At 70.2% G+C, this 21187-nt stretch carries 22 protein-coding genes and 1 tRNA gene; 10 read left to right on the plus strand and 13 right to left on the minus strand.

Features of this window, described 5'->3' with window-relative positions; genetic code table 11:
* Positions 1 to 8: 8 nt before the first annotated feature.
* Both ACFY0U_RS12170 and ACFY0U_RS12175 read right to left on the minus strand, forming a co-directional pair.
* Positions 9 to 503, minus strand: coding sequence for a hypothetical protein (locus ACFY0U_RS12170; RefSeq protein ID WP_388633978.1), 495 nt, complete (start codon positions 501 to 503; stop codon positions 9 to 11).
* 254 nt (positions 504 to 757) lie between these two features.
* Positions 758 to 1249, minus strand: a complete 492-nt coding sequence (locus tag ACFY0U_RS12175) for a MarR family transcriptional regulator (protein WP_388633981.1) — start codon at positions 1247 to 1249, stop codon at positions 758 to 760.
* An 88-nt stretch (positions 1250 to 1337) separates the two neighbouring features.
* Here ACFY0U_RS12175 and ACFY0U_RS12180 point away from each other — a divergent pair, with 88 nt between their 5' ends.
* The 9 genes from ACFY0U_RS12180 (at position 1338) to ACFY0U_RS12220 (ending at position 11726) form a co-directional block, all read left to right on the plus strand.
* Entirely contained in the window at positions 1338 to 1709 is a 372-nt protein-coding gene (locus ACFY0U_RS12180; RefSeq protein WP_388633984.1) for an HGxxPAAW family protein, read from the plus strand.
* 68 nt (positions 1710 to 1777) lie between these two features.
* Positions 1778 to 2650, plus strand: a complete 873-nt coding sequence (locus tag ACFY0U_RS12185) for a DUF2797 domain-containing protein (RefSeq protein WP_388633987.1) — start codon at positions 1778 to 1780, stop codon at positions 2648 to 2650.
* 109 nt (positions 2651 to 2759) lie between these two features.
* Complete coding sequence (locus tag ACFY0U_RS12190; protein WP_388633989.1) at positions 2760 to 3194, plus strand: antibiotic biosynthesis monooxygenase family protein; 435 nt, start codon at positions 2760 to 2762, stop codon at positions 3192 to 3194.
* A gap of 108 nt (positions 3195 to 3302) precedes the next feature.
* Positions 3303 to 4043: a response regulator transcription factor gene (locus ACFY0U_RS12195; RefSeq protein ID WP_171141772.1), complete on the plus strand. Its 741-nt coding sequence runs from the start codon at positions 3303 to 3305 to the stop codon at positions 4041 to 4043.
* A complete protein-coding gene (locus ACFY0U_RS12200; protein WP_388633993.1) occupies positions 4040 to 5659 on the plus strand; it encodes an ATP-binding protein in 1620 nt (539 codons plus the stop codon). Before ACFY0U_RS12195 ends, ACFY0U_RS12200 begins: the two co-directional genes overlap by 4 nt.
* A 14-nt stretch (positions 5660 to 5673) precedes the next feature.
* The gene (locus ACFY0U_RS12205; RefSeq protein WP_388633996.1) at positions 5674 to 7140 is read left to right on the plus strand and encodes a glycosyltransferase; all 1467 of its coding nucleotides are present in this window, start codon (positions 5674 to 5676) and stop codon (positions 7138 to 7140) included.
* Entirely contained in the window at positions 7137 to 9224 is a 2088-nt protein-coding gene (locus tag ACFY0U_RS12210; protein ID WP_388633999.1) for an ArnT family glycosyltransferase, read from the plus strand. Before ACFY0U_RS12205 ends, ACFY0U_RS12210 begins: the two co-directional genes overlap by 4 nt.
* 127 nt (positions 9225 to 9351) lie before the next feature.
* Positions 9352 to 10833, plus strand: coding sequence for an MFS transporter (locus ACFY0U_RS12215; RefSeq protein ID WP_388634002.1), 1482 nt, complete (start codon positions 9352 to 9354; stop codon positions 10831 to 10833).
* Between the two features lie 146 nt (positions 10834 to 10979).
* Complete coding sequence (locus tag ACFY0U_RS12220; protein ID WP_388634005.1) at positions 10980 to 11726, plus strand: TetR/AcrR family transcriptional regulator; 747 nt, start codon at positions 10980 to 10982, stop codon at positions 11724 to 11726.
* A gap of 79 nt (positions 11727 to 11805) precedes the next feature.
* On the opposite strand, the gene ACFY0U_RS12225 is transcribed toward ACFY0U_RS12220, so the two are convergent.
* From ACFY0U_RS12225 to ACFY0U_RS12240, 4 genes are all read right to left on the minus strand, one after another.
* The gene (locus ACFY0U_RS12225) at positions 11806 to 12279 is read right to left on the minus strand and encodes a PPOX class F420-dependent oxidoreductase (RefSeq protein ID WP_388634008.1); all 474 of its coding nucleotides are present in this window, start codon (positions 12277 to 12279) and stop codon (positions 11806 to 11808) included.
* A 9-nt stretch (positions 12280 to 12288) separates the two neighbouring features.
* Positions 12289 to 13113, minus strand: a complete 825-nt coding sequence (locus tag ACFY0U_RS12230) for a YceI family protein (protein ID WP_388634010.1) — start codon at positions 13111 to 13113, stop codon at positions 12289 to 12291.
* Between the two features lie 173 nt (positions 13114 to 13286).
* Positions 13287 to 15797 (minus strand): MFS transporter, encoded by a 2511-nt coding sequence (locus ACFY0U_RS12235; protein WP_388634013.1) that lies wholly within the window; start codon positions 15795 to 15797, stop codon positions 13287 to 13289.
* Between the two features lie 13 nt (positions 15798 to 15810).
* On the minus strand, positions 15811 to 16293 hold the full coding sequence (locus ACFY0U_RS12240; protein WP_388634016.1) for a MarR family winged helix-turn-helix transcriptional regulator: 483 nt from the start codon (positions 16291 to 16293) through the stop codon (positions 15811 to 15813).
* Between the two features lie 278 nt (positions 16294 to 16571).
* On the opposite strand from ACFY0U_RS12240, the gene ACFY0U_RS12245 reads away from it, so the two are divergent.
* Complete coding sequence (locus tag ACFY0U_RS12245; RefSeq protein WP_388634019.1) at positions 16572 to 16766, plus strand: hypothetical protein; 195 nt, start codon at positions 16572 to 16574, stop codon at positions 16764 to 16766.
* Positions 16767 to 16778: 12 nt separating this feature from the next.
* Here the strand turns inward: ACFY0U_RS12245 and ACFY0U_RS12250 are convergent, their stop codons facing one another.
* The 7 genes from ACFY0U_RS12250 to tadA all read right to left on the minus strand — a co-directional run bounded on the left by ACFY0U_RS12250 (position 16779) and on the right by tadA (position 21183).
* Positions 16779 to 17486 (minus strand): hypothetical protein, encoded by a 708-nt coding sequence (locus tag ACFY0U_RS12250; protein ID WP_388634022.1) that lies wholly within the window; start codon positions 17484 to 17486, stop codon positions 16779 to 16781.
* 68 nt (positions 17487 to 17554) lie between these two features.
* Positions 17555 to 18442, minus strand: coding sequence for an RNA polymerase sigma factor SigF (locus ACFY0U_RS12255; RefSeq protein WP_388634025.1), 888 nt, complete (start codon positions 18440 to 18442; stop codon positions 17555 to 17557).
* A gap of 302 nt (positions 18443 to 18744) precedes the next feature.
* The gene (locus tag ACFY0U_RS12260; RefSeq protein WP_388634028.1) at positions 18745 to 19611 is read right to left on the minus strand and encodes an RNA polymerase sigma factor SigF; all 867 of its coding nucleotides are present in this window, start codon (positions 19609 to 19611) and stop codon (positions 18745 to 18747) included.
* 155 nt (positions 19612 to 19766) lie between these two features.
* Positions 19767 to 20060: a Dabb family protein gene (locus tag ACFY0U_RS12265; protein ID WP_388634031.1), complete on the minus strand. Its 294-nt coding sequence runs from the start codon at positions 20058 to 20060 to the stop codon at positions 19767 to 19769.
* Positions 20061 to 20086: 26 nt separating this feature from the next.
* Positions 20087 to 20263, minus strand: a complete 177-nt coding sequence (locus ACFY0U_RS12270; RefSeq protein ID WP_266825018.1) for a hypothetical protein — start codon at positions 20261 to 20263, stop codon at positions 20087 to 20089.
* Between the two features lie 365 nt (positions 20264 to 20628).
* Positions 20629 to 20713 (minus strand) — tRNA-Ser (locus tag ACFY0U_RS12275).
* Between the two features lie 44 nt (positions 20714 to 20757).
* Positions 20758 to 21183: a tRNA adenosine(34) deaminase TadA gene (gene tadA / locus ACFY0U_RS12280; protein ID WP_388634035.1), complete on the minus strand. Its 426-nt coding sequence runs from the start codon at positions 21181 to 21183 to the stop codon at positions 20758 to 20760.
* Positions 21184 to 21187 lie beyond the last annotated feature (4 nt).

A 21187-nucleotide genomic window follows, 5' to 3' on the forward strand; every position in this document is an offset into this window, starting at 1 on the left:
CGAGGAGTTCAGCGGGCCAGCAGCAGGTCGCCGTGCCGGACGCGGCTGCCACGCACGGGACGTACCGCCGCGGCCTCGGTCTCCTTGCGACCGGCGAAGACGAACAGCCGCAGCACCAGGAACCGGCCGATCCCGGCGAGGCCCGAGGCACCGAGGTAGACCGCCTGCTCCCAGACCAGGCTGGGCGAGGACTGCACGGTGTGCAGGACGAACATCGCGGCGCAGGTCACGACGTAGGCGGCGGTCGCCGAACCGGCCGACTGGAGGTGGCGGCGCAGCCCCGCGCGGCCACCGGTGCCGAAGGTGAACAGGGCGTGCAGTTCGGTGCAGAGGATCGTCGACGCGACCGTGATCACCGCGTTCGCCGCCGCCCAGGGCATCAGCAGCGCCAGCAGCGGAACCGCCGCGCTGGACAGGACGCCGACCCCGCCGCCGCACACCACGAACCGGACGAAGGAAGCGAGCGGGCCCACCGGCTTGGCCTCTGTGCGCTGCGTCTCCATGACGGTTCCTTCCGGGCGGGGCGCGAATCTGACGGACCACAGCTGACCCCGGCTCGGCTTCAGGGGGGTTTCACCCCGGCTTCAGCCCGGATCAGCGTGGTTCCACGATCTCGTCGCGCGCCCGCCGGAACGAGGGTGTCCCCTACCGAACCGATGGTGGAGCCAGCCCCACCATCGCCCTGGGCCCCGCCCTACCGGGGAGCGGCCGCAACCCGCCCACCTGCGCCGTCACATGGAACCGCCGTACGCCTCCGCTACGACCGCTGGTCGCCGTCCTGCTCCCGGAGCTCCTCGATGTACTCCAGCGCCAGGCCCGTCGTACGCGTGAACCAGTCGTTCAGTACGGCGATCTCGCCCGCGGAGTAGTCGGCGAAGAGGGTGTTGAGGCGGGCGTAGTAGGGGCCGTAGAGGGCCTCGACGCGAGTGACCGCGGCCGGGACGGCGGCGACGCGCACCCGGCGGCGGTCGTCGGGGTCGGGCCGGCGGGTGATGAAGCCGCCGCGTTCCAGGCGGTTGAGGATGCCGGTCATCGCACCCGTCGTGACATGGGCGTGCTCCGCGAGGTCGCCCGCGGTGAGCAGATTCTCGCCGGCCTTCAGGACACAGCCGAAGCAGAGGAGGTCGGTGACGTTCAGGCCCAGCCGCTGGGCCATCTCCTGCTGGCCGAGCAGGTGTGCCGCGATGAGGGAGTCCATCGACGACAGCGCCTGGGCCGGGGTGGTGGCGGGGCGGGGCTCGGCTTGCATCTGGTGATTACCTTAGATCGTGAGAGGTTTCGGTGCTAAATTTCTTACGTCGTGAGATGTTCTGTCGCTGTGAGCGGGAGGGAAGAACGTGAGTGCGCACCAGTATGACGAGGGGCACACGGTCGCGGGGTGGACCGGATTCGCCGTGGCCATCGTCGGTACGGCCGTTCTGGGACTCGGGATGATCATGGTGTCCGCCCTGGTGCTGGCGGCGGGGCTCGCCGTCGTCGTGGTGAGCGTCCTCGTCACGTGGGCCCTGCACCTCACCGGCTGGGGCAAGCCGCCGGGGCGCCGGCCCCGGGCGGAGTGGGGGATGCGGGTGCGGGACAGCTCGGCGCGCGCCGGGCATCCGGGGTGCGTGGGGTGCCGGCTGGCCGGGCGGGGGCGGGTCGGGAGCGCGGCGGTGGAGCCGATCGTGGTTCCGGGGGAGCCGGAGCCCGCGGGGGCGGTCGGTCGCTGAAGCGCCGCGCTGTCACGTCTGCGCTGCTCAGAGCTCGTTGTCAGTGCCGGCCTCTACTCTCGTCGGTGATGGCACAGGCATGGAAGTGCTCGGGGCTGCGGTGGACGGCGGACGGTCCCGTGCTGGCGTGGGAAGGCGGGCGGCGCAGTGTGCTGACCTGGGGGAAAAGGGTGGCCTTCGGGGTCGCGGACGGGGGTGTGCGGACATGCGTGGGAGCGCGGGGGCATGCGTGTCCGGTGCGGGCGGCCGTGTCGGGGCGGGGCACGGGGGCGCGGTGCGAGGAGTGTGCGCGGCTGGACCGGGCGCACTCCGTGGCCGCCGACACCATCGCGGACGATCCACGGCCGTACCACGTCTATCTGGCCTGGTTCGGACCCGGCATGACCAAGGTCGGGATCACCGCCGAAGAACGGGGCTCCGCGCGGCTGCTCGAACAGGGTGCCGTGAGTTTCACCTGGCTCGGCGTCGGCCCGCTCATGGCGGCCCGGCGGACGGAGGAACTGCTGCGGGCCGCCCTGCGGGTGCCTGACCGCATTCCCTACGCCGACAAGCGGGCGGTGCGGTCCGCGCTGCCCGGCACCGAGGCGGAGCGGGCCGCCGAGATCCGCGAGCTGCACGCACGGGCCGTGGGGCTGGGCGGGTGGCCGGAGTCGCTGCGGGCCGAGCCCTGCCAACCCATCGACCACGTGCGGGTGTTCGGGCTGGCGGACCTGGTGGACCCCGCCGGTGTGGTCGCCGAACTCGTCGCCGGGGGCTCGGTGGGCGGCCGGCTGGTCGCGGCCGCCGGGCCCGATCTGCATCTGGAGACCGGGGGCGGAGTGGTCGTGCTGGACACGCGGTTGATGACGGGGTGGGGGCTGATCCCCGTCGACACCGAGGAACTCACGGTCCCGGTGCGGGAGTTCAGGCGGGAGACAGGGGTGCAGGACGGACTGTTCTGACAAGCCGGACGGCCGGCCGGAGGCGGATGGTAAAGACTCGGATCCCTCCCGGATCCCTTTCGGCAAGGTGCCTGGACGCGGCGCCCGGCCGGGACCGATCGTGGACGACATGAGCGATCACCGAATTGCACCTGTCACCCCTGCCCCTGCCCCTGCCCCTGCCGCTGCTCCTGCCTCCAGCCCTACCACCCCCGCCCTTCCCGTCCCCGCCCACCAACCTCCGTACTACGCCGTCGTCTTCACCTCCCTGCGCACCGACGAGACCACCGGATACGACGCCACCGCGGAGCGTATGGGCGAGCTGGTCCAGGAGGTCCCCGGCTTCCTCGGCGAGGACTCGGCCCGCACCCCGGGCGGGCTGTCGATCACCATCGCCTACTTCCGGGACCTGGCCGGCATCGAGCAGTGGCGTCGGAACGCGGAGCACCGGGAGGCCAAGGAGCACGGGCGGGCGCACTGGTACGAGCGGTACGTGATCCACATCGCCCGGGTCGAGCACAGTCACGGCTTCCAGCGGGCGGTCGCCGAGGGGCCGGGGCGCTGAGAAGGCAAGGAGCCTCCAGGGCGTTCCCTGAGAGGTCCCTGTGAGTTTCTCAGGAAAATCACAGGTTGTGGAAAGCGTGTTCTCAGAGGATCCAGACAGTGTGTCCACATGACCACGACCTCGCCCCAGGGGCGCACCGAACTGCTGAGGCCGGACGGGAGCCCCGTCCGAGTGCTTGTGGTGGACGACGAGTTGTCGATCACCGAACTGCTGTCCATGGCCCTTCGCTATGAGGGATGGCAGATCCGGAGTGCGGGAGACGGCACCGGTGCCATCCAGACCGCTCGGGAGTTCCGGCCCGACGCCGTCGTTCTCGACATGATGCTGCCGGACATGGACGGTCTGACCGTCCTGGGCCGCATGCGCCGTGAGCTGCCGGACGTTCCCGTCCTCTTCCTCACCGCGAAGGACGCCGTCGAGGACCGGATCGCCGGGCTCACCGCCGGCGGCGACGACTACGTCACCAAGCCGTTCAGCCTCGAAGAGGTCGTGGCCCGGCTGCGCGGGCTGATCCGCCGCTCCGGTGCCGCCGACCGGCGTTCCGACTCCGTGCTGGTCGTCGGTGACCTCACCCTCGACGAGGACAGCCACGAGGTGTCGCGGGCGGGTGAGTCCATCCACCTGACCGCGACCGAGTTCGAACTCCTGCGGTTCCTGATGCGCAATCCCCGGCGTGTCCTCAGCAAGGCGCAGATCCTCGACCGTGTGTGGTCCTACGACTTCGGCGGCCAGGCCAACGTGGTCGAGCTCTACATCTCCTACCTCCGCCGCAAGATCGACGCCGGACGTGAGCCCATGATCCACACCCGGCGTGGTGCCGGATACCTGATCAAGCCCGCCGCCTCATGAGCGGACGACGACGACCGCGTACGCAGAAGAAGCGACTGGGCAAGCCGCGCACCCTGCGGACGCGGCTCGTCGTCGCGTCCGTGGTGCTGATCGCCGTCGTGTGCGCGGTGATCGGCACGGTGACGACGCTGGCGCTCCGGTCGCATCTGTACGACCAGCTCAACGACAAACTGGGTGAGGTCGCGGCGCGCGTGGCCCCCCGGGACTTCGGCGGGCCGCCCGGCAGCAATCTGACCGACGAGCAGAAAAGGGAGTCGCTCCCGGAGACCAAGCTCTCCGATTTCGTCACCAAGGGCGGGCAGCCGGACGGCACGATCGCGGCCAAGATCGAGAACGGCACCATCACCAGCGCCCAGCGCGGGGTGAAGTCCGACTCCTCCAACAACTTCTCGATGACCCCCAAGCCGCTCACCGAGGCCCAGACCGAGGTGCTCAACTCCGTCCCCCAGGACCGCGAGACACACACGGTCGACCTGCCTGGACTGGGCACGTACCAGGTCACGTACGCCACCAACGACAAGTACTCCTACTACGTGGCCATCCCCACCAAGGAAGCCGACAGCACGATCAACACGCTCATCCTCGTCGAGGTGAGCGTCACCGCCGCCGGCCTGGGCGCCGCCGTGATCGCCGGATACGTCCTCGTCGGCCTCGCCACCCGCCCCCTGCGCCGAGTCGCCGCGACAGCGACCCGCGTCTCCGAACTCCCCCTCCACACCGGCGAGGTGAACCTCAGCGAGCGGGTCCCGGAGGCGGAGTGCGATCCGGACACCGAGGTCGGCAAGGTCGGCGCCGCGCTCAACCGCATGCTCGACCACGTCCACGCGGCCCTGCACTCCCGCCAGCAGAGCGAGATGCGCGTACGGCAGTTCGTCGCCGACGCCAGTCATGAGTTGAGGACCCCCCTCGCCTCCATCCGCGGCTACGCGGAGCTCACCAGACGCGGCAGAGAGCAGATCGGCCCCGACACCCGGCACGCCCTCGGCCGTATCGAGTCCGAGGCGGGCCGGATGACGTTGCTGGTCGAGGATCTCCTCCTGCTCGCCAGGCTCGACGCCGGCCGGCCCCTCCAGTTCGAGCAGACCGACCTCATCCCGCTCGTCGTGGACACCATCAGCGACACCCGCGCGGCCGGCATGGACCACAACTGGCGCCTGGACCTGCCCGACGAACCCGCCCTCGTCTCCGGCGACGCCGCACGCCTCCAGCAGGTGCTCATCAACCTGCTCGGCAACGCCCGCAAGCACACCGAGCCCGGCACCACCATCACCGCCCGTATCCAGCGGCGCGGACCCTGGATGTGCGTGGACGTCGAGGACAACGGCCAGGGCATCCCGCCCGATCTGCTGCCGCATGTCTTCGAGCGGTTCGCGCGCGGTGACTCCTCGCGGTCCAGGGCCTCCGGGTCCACCGGGCTCGGGCTCGCCATCGTGCAGGCCGTGGTGACGGCGCACGGCGGTGCCGTGACCGTGGACAGCGTTCCGGGGCGGACCGTGTTCACCGTGCATCTGCCCGCGCTCGCCCCGGTGGTTCCCCGCCCGGCGCCCGAAACGAATTGGCAATCGCACTCACAGGTGCAGCACAGTGCCGGCACATGGGTGCAACAGGGCACCTGACCAGAGTCGTTGGCATGCGAACCGACTCTTCTCCCGGCAATCTGCCGGCGCGGGAGCACCTCCCGGCCGGAGACGCCGGTGCGCCTGTCCTGGACGTAGTGATCCCCGTCTACAACGAGGAGAAGGACCTCCAGCCGTGTGTGCTGAGACTGCACGAGCACCTCAAGCGCACCTTCCCGTACGCGTTCCGCATCACGATCGCGGACAACGCGTCGACGGACACCACCCCCCAGGTGGCGTCACGGCTGGAGGCGGAGATCGCCGAGGTCTGCAACTTCCGCCTGGAGCAGAAGGGTCGCGGTCGCGCCCTGCGCACCGTGTGGTCCGCCTCGGAAGCCCCGATCCTCGCCTACATGGACGTGGACCTGTCCACCGACCTCAACGCCCTGCTCCCGCTGGTGGCCCCGCTGATCTCGGGCCACTCCGACCTGGCGATCGGATCGAGGCTCGCCCGCTCCTCCCGAGTGGTGCGCGGCCCCAAGCGGGAGTTCATCAGCCGCTCGTACAACCTGATCCTGCGCGGCTCGCTCCAGGCCCGCTTCTCGGACGCGCAGTGCGGCTTCAAGGCGATCCGGCGTGATGTCGCCCAGGTGCTGCTGCCGATGGTCGAGGACACCGGCTGGTTCTTCGACACCGAGATGCTCGTCATCGCCGAGCGCGCGGGACTGCGTATCCACGAAGTGCCCGTCGACTGGGTCGACGACCCGCACTCCACCGTCCACATCGTCAGGACGGCGACCGAGGACCTCAAGGGGGTGTGGCGGGTGGGCAAGGCCCTGGCCACCGGCTCCCTGCCGCTGGACCGGATCACCCGGCCGTTCGGCGACGATCCGCGCGACCGCGAGATCCAGGACGTACCGAAGGGGCTGGCCCGCCAGCTCGTCGGGTTCTGTGTGGTCGGCGGTCTGTCGACCCTCTTCTACCTCCTGCTCTACAGCGGCTTCCGGCAGTTCGGAGGCTCGCAGATCGCCAACGCCCTCGCCCTGCTCGTCTCGGCCGTCGCCAACACGGCCGCCAACCGCCGGCTGACCTTCGGGGTGCGCGGCCGGGGCAGTGCCGTCAAGCACCAGGCCCAGGGTCTGGTCGTCTTCGGCATCGGCCTCGCACTGACCAGTGGCTCCCTCGCCGCCCTCAACGCGGCCAGCAGCGACCCGGCGCACTCCACCGAACTGGCGGTGCTGATCGCCGCCAACCTCGCGGCGACCGTGCTGCGCTTCCTGCTCTTCCGCGCCTGGGTCTTCCCCGAGCGCCGCGAGTCGACGGTGGTGGCCTCGCACCAGCCGGCCCCCACCCCCTCCTCGCCGACCTGCTCCACCCGGCAGTTGCCCCCTCCGCCGCTGCCGCAGCGCCCGACGGCGCCCCAGTACTCGTACGACACCACGTTCCGCGCCGGTGAAGCCGTGGACCAGAACCGGCGGGACGCCACCGTGCGGCTACAGCCGGTGCGCCCTTCCGACAACACCCCGGGGGACCCCCGATGACCATCACCAGTACGGCTGTCCAGGAGTCCTCGGCTCCCGCGGCCCCGCCCGCCCCTGAGGCCGGTGAGCCCCAGCAGCCCTTCGTCAGGAGACTGTGGCGCGGCCGCCCCGAGGACCCCCGCTGGGCACGCCCCGCGTTCTGGGGTCTGCTGGTGGCCACCGCGGCGCTCTACTTCTCCAACCTGAGCGCCTCCGGCTACGCCAACTCCTTCTACTCGGCGGCCGTCCAGGCCGGCACCAAGAGCTGGAAGGCGATGTTCTTCGGCTCGCTGGACGCGGGCAACGCCATCACCGTCGACAAGCCCTCGGCCTTCATGTGGCCGATGGAGATCGCGGCCAGGATCTTCGGCCTGAACTCCTGGACGATCCTCGGCCCCGAGGTCCTCATGGGCGTCGGCACGGTCGCGGTCGTCTACGCCTCCGTACGCCGCCGCTTCAGCCCCGCGTCCGGTCTGATCGCGGGCGCCGTGCTCGCGCTCACCCCCGTCGCGGCGCTGATGTTCCGGTTCAACAACCCGGACGCGATGCTGGCCCTGCTGATGGCGCTGGCCTGCTACTTCGTCGTCCGCGCCGTCGAGGACGGCAGGACGAAGTGGCTGGTGTACGCCGGTGTGGCGATCGGGTTCGCCTTCCTCGGCAAGACCCTGCAAGCCTTCCTGATCCTTCCGGCCCTGGCGATCGTGTACGCCGTCGTCGCCCCGGTGTCCCTGAAGAAGCGCTTCGGACAGCTGGCCGCGGGCACGCTCGCGCTGATCGTGTCAGGCGGCTGGTGGGTCGCGATCGTCGAGCTGTGGCCGGCCGCCTCCCGCCCCTACATCGGCGGTTCGCAGAACAACTCCTTCCTTGAACTGACCTTCGGCTACAACGGTCTCGGCCGCCTCAACGGCGAGGAGACCGGCAGCGTCGGCGGTGGCGCCACCGGTACCGGCACCGGGCAGTGGGGCGAGACCGGCTGGGACCGGATGTTCAACTCCGAGATCGGCGGCCAGATCTCCTGGCTGCTCCCGGCGGCCCTGATCCTGCTGGTCGCGGGCCTGGTGGCGACGCGCAGGCTCAAGCGGACGTCGGTGACCCGCGCTTCGTTCCTCGTCTGGGGCGGCTCGCTGCTGATCACCATGGTCGTCTTCAGCTACATGGCGGGCATCTTCCACCAGTACTACACGATCGCCCTCGCCCCCTACATCGCCGCCGTGGTCGGCATGGGCGCGGGCACCCTGTGGGAGAAGCGCGCCGGGATGTGGGCCTCGCTCACCCTCGCGGCCTCCGTCGTCGCGGCCTCGGCCTGGGGTTACGTCCTCCTCAACCGCACCCCCGACTACCTGCCCTGGCTGAAGTGGCTGGTGCTCGTCGGCGGTCTGGTCGCGGCCCTCGGCCTGGTCTTCGTGGCCAAGCTCGGCCGGCAGCTCGCGCTCGGCGCGGCGGCCGTCGGCATCGTGGCCGCGCTGGCCGGCCCGACGGCGTACACACTGAGCACGGTCAGCTCCGCGCACACCGGCTCCATCCCGACGGCCGGCCCGGCCGGCGCGAGCATGATGGGCGGCGGCGGTGGCCGGGGCGGCGGTCCCGGCGGTGGCGGTGGCGGTATGGGCGGCTTCGGCGGCCAGAACCAGCAGAACGGCAACGGCAACACCCAGGGCCAGGGCCAGCAGGGCAACGGCTTCCCGGGCGGCGGCTTCGGCGGCGGGATGCCCGGCGGCGGAGGCATGGGCGGTCTGATCAACGGCGCCACCGTCTCCGACGAGGCCAAGAAGCTGCTGGAGGCCGACGCCGACGACTACACCTGGGCCGCGGCCACGACCGGCGCCCAGAACGCCGCGAGCTACCAGCTCGCCACCGACGAGTCGGTCATGGCGATCGGCGGCTTCAACGGCACCGACCCGTCCCCGACGCTGGCGCAGTTCAAGGAGTACGTGGCGGACGGCAAGATCCACTACTACATCTCCTCCGGCACCGGCGGCGGCATGGGCGGCGGCAGCGACGGCACGTCCTCGCAGATCGCCAGCTGGGTCGAGGCCAACTTCAAGAAGGTGACGGTGGGTTCGTCCACCTTCTACGACCTGACGCAGCCGACGAGCAGCAGCTGACGGCTCGCTGAAAGGGGAGGGCGGTGACTTCGGTCGCCGCCCTCCTTTTCGTACGGCGAGAGGGCGGCGAGAGGGCGGCGAGAAATCGCGTTGTACGCCGTATAGGAACTGTTCTACGGTGTACAACATGTCCGCTCCCGCACCCGTCACCGTCGCCCAGGGCCACCCCCAGCGCTGGCTCATCCTCGGCGTCATCTGCCTCGCCCAGCTCACCGTCGTCCTCGACAACACCGTCCTGAACGTCGCGATCCCCTCCCTCACCGAGGAACTCGGCGCGGCCACCTCGGACATCCAGTGGATGATCAACGCGTACTCCCTGGTGCAGTCAGGCCTCCTGCTCACCGCCGGCAGCGCCGCCGACCGCTACGGCCGCAAGAAGATGCTGATCGCGGGCCTGACCCTGTTCGGCGCGGGCTCGCTGACGGCCGGACTGGCCGACAGCACGGGCCAGTTGATCGCCGCGCGGGCCGGGATGGGCGTCGGCGGCGCACTGCTGCTGACCACCACGCTCGCCGTCGTGATGCAGATCTTCGCGCCCGAGGAGCACGCCAAGGCGATCGGCATCTGGGCGGCGGTCAACGCGCTCGGCTTCGCCTGCGGCCCCCTGCTCGGCGGCTTCATGCTGGACCACTTCTGGTGGGGCGCGATCTTCCTGATCAACCTCCCGGTCGCGGCGATCGGCCTCGTCGCCGCCATCACCCTGGTCCCCGAGTCCAAGAACCCGCGCGGTGACCGCCCCGACCTCCTCGGCGCCCTCCTGTCGACCATCGGCATGGCCTCCCTGGTGTTCGCGATCATCTCCGGGCCCGGGCACGGCTGGACCTCGGGCCGGGTGCTGACCTCGGCGACCGTCGCGGTCGTGGTGCTCGCCGGGTTCGCGTACTGGGAGAGCCGGATCGAGTACCCCATGCTCGACCTGCACTTCTTCACCAACCGCCGCTTCACGGGCGCCATCGCGGGCGCGGTGCTGATCACCTTCGGCATGGGCGGCTCGCTCTTCCTGCTCACCCAGCACATGCAGTTCGTCCTCGGATACGGCCCCCTGGAGGCCGGTCTGCGCACGGCCCCGCTCGCCCTCACGATCGTGGCCCTCAACTTCTCCGGGCTGGCGGCCAAGCGGGCGACCAGGCTGGGGAATCCGGCCGCGATCGGACTGGGCATGGTGCTGATGTCGGCCGGACTGGTGTCCATCGCGACGGTGGCCTCCGGCGGTTACACCGGGACGCTGCTGGGGCTGCTGCTGATCGGTGCGGGTGCGGCGGTCGCCAACCCGGCGATGGCGCACGCGATCATGAGCTCCATACCGCCGGAGAAGGCGGGGATCGGGGCGGGGATCAACGGCACGGTGGCGGAGTTCGGACAGGGGCTGGGAGTGGCGGTGCTGGGTGCGGTGCTGAGCTCTCGGTTCGCGGCGCTGATTCCGGTGGCGGCGAGTTCCCTGCCGGCGGCGTTGGCCGCGGCGGGGTCGGATTCCGAGAGGGCGCGTATCACGGACGCCTACTCCTCGGGGCTGGAGACCAGTTTGTTGGTGGGGGCGGTGGCTGTGTTGCTGGGTGGGTTGGTCGCGGCGGCGTTGTTGCGGCGGGCTGAGCGGGAAGAGGTCGCCTAGGAGCTCGGGGGGTGCGGATTGTCTCGCGACTGCGGGCCGGTTGTGGCTGGTCGCGCCCACGCGGCGGAGCCGCAAATTGATACAGCCCCCGCCCCTTCGGGGGCGCTTAAGCTGACCGGCAATTGGCAAGACCAGGAAGGTGCGCCATGGTGAAAGCGGGCCCGCGGACCAGCGTGTGGCTGGAGGGCGGCAAGTCGCGGCGTGGCGGTCAGCCCTCCGGGCTCGACCGTGAGCGGATCACCGACGTCACCGTCCGGCTCCTGGACGCCGAAGGGCTCGCCAAGTTCTCCATGCGGCGGCTCGCGAGCGAGCTCAACGTCACCGCGATGTCCGTCTATTGGTACGTCGACACCAAGGACGACCTTCTCGAACTCGCCCTCGACGCGGTCTGCGGCGAACTGACCCTGCCCGACCTGGAGGCCGACGAGGACTGGCGCGACCAACTGCGCCAGCTCGCCCGCGGCTATCGCACCCTCCTGGTCCGCCACCCCTGGGTCTCCCCGCTGAGCGGGACCTTCCTCAACATCGGCCCCAACTACCTGGCGTTCGCCCAGGTCATCCACCACGTCATCCGCCGCACCGGCCTGCCGGCCCACGGCCTGGCCGCCGCCATCTCCGCCGTCTTCCAGTTCGTGTACGGCTTCGGCACGATCGAGGGCCACATCATCGCCCGCTCCACCGACGTCGGCATGACCCCGGACGAGTACTTCCGGCACGCCATGAGCACAGTGACCCAGGCCCCGGGGGCCGCCGAGATCGTCAAACAGTCCGAGGACATCATGGCGGCCCGCGGCGGCGACACGGTCGAGGAAATGTGGGAACGGGACTTCGACTTCGCCCTGGACCTCTTGGTGGCCGGGATCGAAGCGATGGTCAAAAGAGAGGGTGACTGAACCCACCTAGGGGCGCGGGGAACTGCGCGAGAAACCACGAACAACCGGCACTCGCACACTCACCGAACCCCCCGAGCTCTCAGGCGCCCGGCGAAGCCAACCGCGCCGGGAACCCGCCGGTGGCGACAGGCCCCCACTTCACCGGCGTGACCCGAATGATCGACTTCCCCTGCTTCACCATCGCCTCCCGGTACTCGTCCCAGTCCGGATGCTCCCCCGAGATGTTCCGGAAGTACTCCACCAGCGGCTCGACGGACGCGGGCGAGTCGATGACCTCCGCGGTGCCATCGACCTGCACCCACGGCCCGTTCCAGTCGTCGCTCAGCACGACGACACTGACCCGCTCGTCCCGCTTCGCGTTCCGCGTCTTCGCCCGCTCCGGATACGTGGACATCACGATCCGCCCCGAGTCGTCGACCCCGCAGGTCAGCGGTGACGCCTGCGGGCTCCCGTCGGCCCGGCGGGTCAGCAGCAGGGCCCGGTGCCGGGGCCGTACGAAGTCCAGCAAGTCGTCGAGGGAGACAGTGGTGTTCGTCGCGATGTTGGGTGCCATGCCCTCAGCCTAGGCCTGCGGAGGCAGTGAGTCCCCTTGCACCGCCTGGATGTCCAGCTCCACCTTCAGCGTCGTACCGATCGCGGCGATCCCCGCCTGCACGACCTGGTTGTAGTTCATGGCGAAGTCCTCCCGCCGCAGCTGAGCCGTGGCCCGGAAGGCCGCCCGCGTCCCGCCCCATGGATCGGCGCCCGTCCCCAGATAGGCGAGGTCGAGGTCGACGGTTCGTACGACCCCGTGCAGTGACAGCTCCCCGTGCACGGTCCAGCGATCCGACCCCGCCACGGTCAACCCCGAGGACCGGTAGGTGATCTCGGGAAACCGCTCCACGTCCAAGAAGTCCGCCGACTTCAGGTGCCCGTCCCGCATCGCGTTCCCCGTGTCGATGGAGTCGGCCCGGATCACCGCCTCCACCCGGGACTTGGTGACGTCGTCCGGCGCGACCTCGATCGAGGCGGCGAAGTCCGTGAACCGCCCGTGCACGCTGGAGATCCCCAGATGCTGGGCCACCGCACCCACCGTGGAGTGCGCCGGGTCCACGGTCCACGGCCCCGGCGGCGGCAGCTCGGTCCCGCCCTGCCGGGCCAGCGTCACCGTGCCGACCTCGGCGCGGCCGCTCGCGGTGACGATCGCACTGGCGGCGGCGGGCGCGTATCCGACGGCGGTGACGATGACGGTGTACGCCCCGGGCGGCAGCGGGTTGACGTCCCGTACCGCGCCCTCGATGTCGGCCTCGACCCGCAGCACCTGCGAGCCCGTCATGTCGGTCAGCGTGACGACCGCGTGCGACACGGCCCATCCGTCCCGCGTACGGATCCTCGCGGTCAGTCCCATCTCACGTACTCCTTCGAGAATGCGACCGGCCCGCGGCGGGGCACGCACCTCCGCTCAGAGCGCGCGCCCACCCGCCACGGGCCGGGGTTCAGATGCCGGGCCGTCCCGGCCTTGGCGGAGCGGGGTCCGGACGCACATCTGCCGCGCACCGGACCCCGCTCACCTGGGCCCTGCTACTCGCCGGGGTGGGCGAGCTCGATGTCATGGCCGTCGGTTCCGCGACCGCCCACCGTGAGGGCCGTCGCCACCGGCGGGTAGCCCGTGGCGATGACCGTGTAGTCGCCGCCGTCCAGGTCGGTGAAGGCGTACGCCCCGTCCGACCCGGTCGTCGCGGTCCCTACGACATTGCCGGCCGCGTCGACGAGCGTGACCCGCGCGTCGGCCAGCGGTCCGTGCGGAGCCCGTACGACGCCCTGGACCTGGGCTCCGGACTCCAGCTCGACCTCGATCCGGGTGACGCCCGTGCCGCCGACCTCGACGGGCAGGGCGCGCGGCCGGTACCCGGCGGCGTTCACCGCGACGGTCACCGCACCCGGCACCAGCTCGGCGAAGCCGAACTCGCCCTGCTCACCGGTGGTCCCGGTGGCCAGCAGATCACCGCGGACGTCGGTCACGATGACCATGGCGTCCTTGACGGGCAGCGCGCTGTCCGCGGCCCGCACCACACCGCTCAGTCCGCTCGTGCCGCTGAGCAGGATGTCGTACGCCACCGGCTCACCGTTGACGACGACCGTGGACGCCTGCGGCTGGAAGCCGTCGGCGGAGGCGATCAGGACGTACGAGCCCACGCCCGGCGCGTCCACACCGTAGGAACCGTCCGCCTGCGTCACCGACCGGCCGAGCTGCCGTCCGGCGAGGGAGATCAGCGTGACCGCGGCCTGCGGGACGGGCGCGCTCTCGGCGCCGCGGACGTAGCCGCGGACCGGGATTCCGCCGCCGGAGGAGGCCGCGGGAGCTTCCACGGTCGCCACGGCGGCCGGCTTCTGCGTGCCGTCGGCGGCGGGCTGCGTCTGGGAGGTGGTGGCCCAGCTCGGGACACGCTCCTCGGCGGCGGCCGGAGCCTCGGCCACGGTCTCCTCGGCAGGCGCGGCCTCCTGTGCCAGCGCGCCCTTTGTCCGCAGCGGGACCTCCTTGATGAACAGCGTGATCAGGAAGGCGACCGCCGCCAGGGCCGCCGCGATCAGGAACACGTCCGCGATGCCGTGGCCGTACGCGCTCTCCATGACCGTGCGCAGCGGCGCGGGCAGCTTGTCCATGTCGGGGATCTCGCTGGACGAGCTCGAACCGCCCGCGAGGGAGGCGTACTTGGGGCCGAGGGCGGCGATGCCGTCCGTGGCGTAGTCGGTGATCTTGTTGGCCATCACGGCACCGAGCACCGAGACACCCATCGCACCGCCGAGGGACCGGAAGAAGGTGACCGTGGAGCTGGCGGAGCCGAGGTCGGAGGGCTCGACCTGGTTCTGCGTGCACAGCACCAGGTTCTGCATCATCATGCCGATGCCGAGACCCAGCAGGGCCATGAAGATCGCGGTCTTCCAGTAGTCCGTGTCGTAGCGGATGGTGCCCAGCAGACCGAGGCCCGCCGTGATGAGCACGCCACCGCTGACCAGCCAGGCCTTCCAGCGCCCGGTACGGGTGATGAACTGCCCCGAGACCGTGGAGGAGACGAACAGACCGGCGATCATCGGGATGGTCAGCACGCCGGACATGGTCGGGGACTTGTCGCGGGCCAGCTGGAAGTACTGGGCGAAGAAGACCGTGCCGGAGAACATCGCGGTGCCCACGAACATCGAGGCGATCGACGACAGGGTGATGGTCCGGTTGCGGAACAGCCGCAGCGGGATGAGCGGCTCGCTGGCCTTCGACTCGACGAGCACGAAGATCAGGGCGAGGGCGATGGAGCCGCCGACCATGGCGTACGTCTGCCAGGACAGCCACTCGTACTTGTCACCGGCGAAGGTGACCCAGACCAGCAGCAGCGAGACCGCGGCGGCGACGAAGAACGCGCCGGCCCAGTCGACCTTCACGTCCCGCTTCACGACCGGCAGGTGCAGGGTCTTCTGGAGCACGATCAGCGCGATGACGGCGAAGGGCACACCGACGTAGAAGCACCAGCGCCAGCCCAGCCAGCTGGTGTCGGTGATGACACCGCCGAGCAGCGGGCCGCCGACGGTGGCGACGGCGAAGGTCGCGCCGAGGTAGCCGGAGTAGCGGCCGCGCTCGCGCGGGGAGATCATCGCGGCCATCACGATCTGCGCGAGGGCGGACAGACCGCCGACGCCGATGCCCTGGACCACCCGGAAGGTGATCAGCATGCCGGCGTTCTGGGAGAGGCCCGCGGCGGCCGAACCCAGCACATAGATGACGAGCGCTATCTGGACGAGCGCCTTCTTGCTGTAGAGGTCGGCGAGCTTGCCCCACAGGGGGGTGGAGGCCGTCATCGACAGCAGGGCGGCGGTGACGACCCAGGTGTAGGCGGACTGGCCGCCGCCGAGGTCGCCGATGATCTCCGGGAGGGCGTTCGAGACGATCGTGGACGACAGGATCGCCACGAACATCCCGAGCAGCAGGCCCGAGAGGGCCTCCATGATCTGCCGGTGTGTCATGGGGGCGTGCTCGGAGTGCGCGGTGCCTCCCCCGTGCTTGGCGTGAGCCCGCACACCGGCTGGTGTGGTCGTTGCCATGGGCTTCCTTTGCTTATGTGGTCGCGGGTGTACGGGTGGTCTCTTCGCATACGCGAGGGGCGGCGGCACGGCAGTCGTCGAAACTGGCCCTGAGCCGGGCCATGAGGCCGGTCAGCTGGGCCACCTCTTCGTCGCTCCAGTCACCGAGCCGCTCGGCGAGCAGCTCGCAGGTCCGTCGCGACAGCCTTTCGAGCTGGGCCAGACCCGCGGGGGTGAGGTGCAGGATGCGGGAGCGCTTGTCCGCCGGGTCGGGGGACCGGTCGATCCAGCCCCGCTCGGCGAGATGCGCCGCGTGCCGGCTGGTCACCGACATGTCGACGGCGAGCAGCTCCGAGAGCTTGCTCATGCGCATGTCCCCATGACGGGCGAGCAGCGTCAGCACGGCGGCGGAACCGGCGGGGCAGTCGGACGGCAGGATCCGCCCCATCTCCCTCTTCACGGCACCGAAGGCACTGAACTGACGCATCAGCTCCTCGTACTGCGCCTGCCCGGCCATCACACCTCCCGTATTCGTTGCTTGGGGCAACCATAGGAAGTGTTGGTTGCTACAGGCAAATAAAAAGGCGGGCGATCGCCATAAAAACTTGGCAAAGGCAAGTATTGCGAGAGTAAACAGGCAGGTGAAGGTCGAACGCGGATGACCGCACCCACCCCAGGGGCGCGGGGAACTGCGCGACCAGCCACGACGGGCGCCGCACCCGGCGACGTATCCGCACCCCCACGGCGCGGCCCCGCACTTGGGCAGCCCCCGCGGATTCGCTAGTGTCTCGAGGCATGGCTAACACCCAGGGCCCCCAGGGCACCCACGACCCCGCCGGCAACACCCAGATGTTCCGCGCGTTCGTCGACGAGGCCCCGCAGGGCCCGCAGCAGACGGCAGCCGCCGCCGGCCCCCGCATCGGCCTGATCATCGGCGTCGTCGTCGCCGTGGCGATCGTCGCGGCAGTGGCCTGGCTGGCGCTCAAGTAGGCAACCGTCGGCTCACTTCCACCGCACGTCGACGTCCCGCGTCTCGATGTGCATCCCGAGCGGCACCCTCCACGCGTCGACGCACACCGTCCAGGTCCTCTCCTCGCGCGCCCCGGCCCCGATCGGCGCCGGAAGCGCCACGGCCGACTCGACGGTCCCCCAGTCGACCCCGAGCGCGCCGATGATGTGCGTCCCGAAGGTCACGGTGCCCGAACGCACCGCGCTGCCCCCGGAGTTGCGGAAGACCAGGGTCACCTTCTCGCACCAGCGCTGATCGGTGGCCGCCCGCGCCGGATCGCTCACGGTCAGGACGGCGGGGGCGGGTGCCGCCGTGGGGCTGTCGTCGGTGGACGGTGAACTCGTGGGCGTACGAGTGGACTTGGCGCCGCCGGCCGAAGAAGGGGCGGGGCTGCTCGGCGTTCCGCCGGTGCCTGGGCTTGTTCCCGGCGCGCTCGATGCCGAGGACCGGTCCGGGGTCCTCGCGCCTGAACTCCCCTCCTCCTCCGAAGAGTCGGCCCCGTCCAGCGGTACGACCCGCACACTCCCCGTCGGCCGCACCGACACCCGGGGCGATCCACCCGCCGCGCCGACCGCGACGTACCCGTCGTCACCGCCCCCGCCGCCGCAGGCACCCAGCAGCGCGCCCAGACAGGCGACGGCCGCCGACGCGCCGATCGCGGCGCCCCGACGGCCATGTGTCCATGTCGTCGCCCGAAGCATCGCGCCAGTGTGGCTGACACTCCGTCAGTAAGGAAGTCCCGTGCGGCACTTCTGCCCGCCCTGGACCGTCAGTCCGAGATCAGACCCTCACGCAGCTGCGCCAGCGTCCGGGTCAGCAGCCGGGAGACGTGCATCTGGGAGATGCCGACCTCCTCGCCGATCTGCGACTGGGTCATGTTGGCGAAGAAGCGCAGCATGATGATCTGGCGCTCGCGGGGCGGGAGCTTGGCGAGCAGGGGCTTGAGGGACTCGCGGTACTCGACGCCTTCGAGTGCCGTGTCCTCGTAGCCGAGCCGGTCGGCCAGGGAGCCCTCGCCGCCGTCGTCCTCCGGGGCCGGGGAGTCCAGCGAGGAGGCGGTGTACGCGTTGCCGACCGCGAGGCCGTCGACGACGTCCTCCTCCGACACGCCCAGCACCACGGCGAGTTCGGCGACGGTCGGGGAGCGGTCCAGCTTCTGGGAGAGCTCGTCGCTGGCCTTGGTGAGGGCCAGCCGCAGCTCCTGGAGGCGGCGCGGGACGCGCACCGACCAGGACGTGTCGCGGAAGAACCGCTTGATCTCGCCCACGACCGTCGGCATCGCGAACGTCGGGAACTCCACGCCGCGTTCGCAGTCGAAGCGGTCGATCGCCTTGATCAGGCCGATGGTGCCGACCTGGACGATGTCCTCCATCGGCTCGTTGCGCGAGCGGAAGCGGGCCGCCGCGTAGCGCACCAGTGGGAGGTTGAGCTCGATGAGGGTGTCCCGGACGTACACGCGCTCGGGGCTGTTCTCGTCGAGGGCGGCGAGCCGCAGGAAGAGGGAGCGGGACAGGGTGCGGGTGTCGAGGGCCCCCGAGGTCACCGGCAGGGCCGGGGCCTCTACGGCGACCTCGACAGCCGGGTTGTCGTCGAGCGCGGGCGCAGCCTCGCTCTTGGTGAGCGTGAGCACCTTCGAGCTGCCCTGGTCTGCGGACATGCCACCCCCTTTGGGTCGCGGGACGGTCGCGGCGAACGCTCCATCGAGGAACGCCAGCCTTCACCTGAATACCGGAGCCGAAGCCCCGGCAAACGCTCTGCCGGAAGAATGTCACATGTCGGCAACACGCTGTAGTGACATGTCGACATGTAAGACGTGAATCCGCCCTGGATAAAGGGGGTCTGACGGTTTTTCGGCGCAGAAGTGTCGGGAACGGCCCTGGTGAGCGATTCGCTCGCGCCGGTTACGCCTCGATCCTGCTTGCGAACTGCGACGTTCCGGAACGCGCTCCCGTGCGCCTCTTATGCATCGATCCGATTGGCGGATCGCAGCCGCTGGAAGCTACGCGCGAGTAGCCGCGAGACATGCATCTGGGAGACACCGAGTTCCGCGCTGATTTGGGACTGGGTGAGATTGCTGTAGTAGCGAAGGAGAAGGATTCGCTGCTCCCGCTCCGGCAGTTGGACCAGCAGATGCCGTACGAGGTCGCGGTGCTCCACGCCGTCCAGCGCCGGGTCCTCGTAGCCGAGCCGGTCCAGGAGTCCGGGCAGTCCGTCGCCCTCCTGCGCGGCCTCCAGCGAGGTGGCGTGGTACGAACGTCCGGCCTCGATGCAGGACAGCACCTCATCCTCGCCGATGCGCAGCCGCTCGGCGATCTCGGCGGTGGTGGGGGTGCGACCGAAGGCGGTGGTCAGGTCCTCGGTGGCGCCGTTGACCTGCACCCACAGCTCGTGGAGCCGGCGGGGCACGTGGACGGTCCGCACGTTGTCGCGGAAGTACCGCTTGATCTCGCCCACGACGGTCGGCATCGCGAAGGTGGGGAACTGCACGCCCCGGTCCGGGTCGAAGCGGTCGATGGCGTTGATGAGCCCGATCGTGCCGACCTGGATCACGTCCTCCATCGGCTCGTTGCGGGAGCGGAACCGGGCGGCCGCGTAGCGCACCAGCGGGAGGTTGGCCTCGATGAGCGCCCCGCGGACCCGGTTGTGCTCCGGCGTGCCCGGTTGGACCTCTTTGAGCTGGGCGAAGAGCACCTGGGTGAGCGCCCGGGTGTCGGCGCCGCGGCTGCGCTGGGGGGCGGCGGGCGCCGGGGTCTGGGCGGGCGCCTCGTCCTGGGGCGGCGCAGTACTGGCCGACACGGTCAACGCCACCTCTTCATCGGTCTTCATCGGTCAACTCATCCGTCAAAAGCGGTCATAGCATCACAAGACATGTGCACTGTGTGCAAGCACCGCATAACGCCGTGTTGAGGGAAGAGTTGGGGCACAAGACGCACGAAAGCCCCCCGCCGTTCCGGCGAGGGGCCATCCGAGGTGAGGGGAGCTCAGTACGCGTAGTCCGCGATCACCCAGGTGGCGAACTCCTTCCAGAGCGCCACCCCCGCCTGGTGCTCCGGGTGCTCCACGTACCGCCGCAGCGCCTCCGCGTCCTCGAACCCCGAGTTGATGGCGAAGTCGTAGGCGATGGGCCGGTCACTGAGGTTCCAGCCCAGTTCCCAGAAGCGGATGTCCTCGATCTTGCCGTCGAGGGCACGGAAGGCCTCGACGCCCTTCACGACCCGCGGGTCGTCGCGCTCGACGCCCTCGTTGAGCTTGAAGAGGACAAGGTGGCGGATCATGTGCGCTCCCAGCTTCCGATCAGCCGCTACTGCGCCCCGTCGGCGAGCCAGGTGAAGAAGTCACCGATGGCCTTGGCGGCGTCCGATATGCCCTCGAACCCTATCTGGACGTAGTCCGCGGCCTTGGCCGGGTCCGTGATGATCACGTACAGAATGAAGACCACGAGTATGTAGACAGCGGCCTTCTTAGAATTCACCGCCACCGCGGCCTCCCCCGTGACTGTCGTGCCTGTTGGGACTCCTGTGCCGGCGGCGAGTGTAACTTCCTCACATCACATTTAAGGACCAACGACCTGCGGTTCCGGGCCCTTCGCCGAGCCCACGGAGCCCCGGCGGCCCACAGGATGGATGGTGAGCCCGGCGGATCTGGCAGGAATCCCCGGGCGGGTACGGACCCCACTGCGGGGTACGCGCCACGGCTTCCCCTGAAGCGGCGCGCACTTGAGGGTCCGCACCCCGTCGGGGGAAGCGGCGAGTCCCCCCGATGCCGCTTCCCCCGTCCCCCTCCCGCTTCCCGGACCCCCGGCACGCACGAAGGGCCCCGTCTGACGACGGGGCCCTTCTGAAGCGGTAGCGGAGGGATTTGAACCCTCGGTGACTTGCGCCACACTCGCTTTCGAGGCGAGCTCCTTCGGCCGCTCGGACACGCTACCGAGAGAGACCTTACAACACGGTGGGGCCTGCTCTGAAATCGGTATTAGCGGGTCCGGAAGAAGGCCGTGAGGAGCCGCGCGCATTCCGTGGCGAGTACGCCCTCGATCACCTCGGGACGGTGGTTGAGCCGTCGGTCCCGGACGACGTCCCAGAGGGAGCCGGCCGCGCCGGCCTTGTCGTCGCGGGCGCCGTAGACGACGCGGTCCACACGGGACTGCACCAGCGCGCCCGCGCACATCGTGCAGGGTTCCAGGGTGACGACCAGCGTGCAGCCGGTCAGCCGCCACTCGCCGAGTTCCGCGGCCGCCCGGCGGATCGCCAGGACCTCCGCGTGGGCGGTCGGGTCACCGACCGCCTCGCGTTCGTTGTGCCCGGCACCGAGCACGGTCGTGCCGTCCGGGGCCAGGACGACGGCCCCCACCGGCACATCCGGGCCCGCCCGCCCGGCCTCGTCCAGGGCGAGCCGCATCGCG

This window comes from Streptomyces sp. NPDC001536 (assembly GCF_042894505.1).
In the GTDB taxonomy this organism is placed as follows: domain Bacteria; phylum Actinomycetota; class Actinomycetes; order Streptomycetales; family Streptomycetaceae; genus Streptomyces.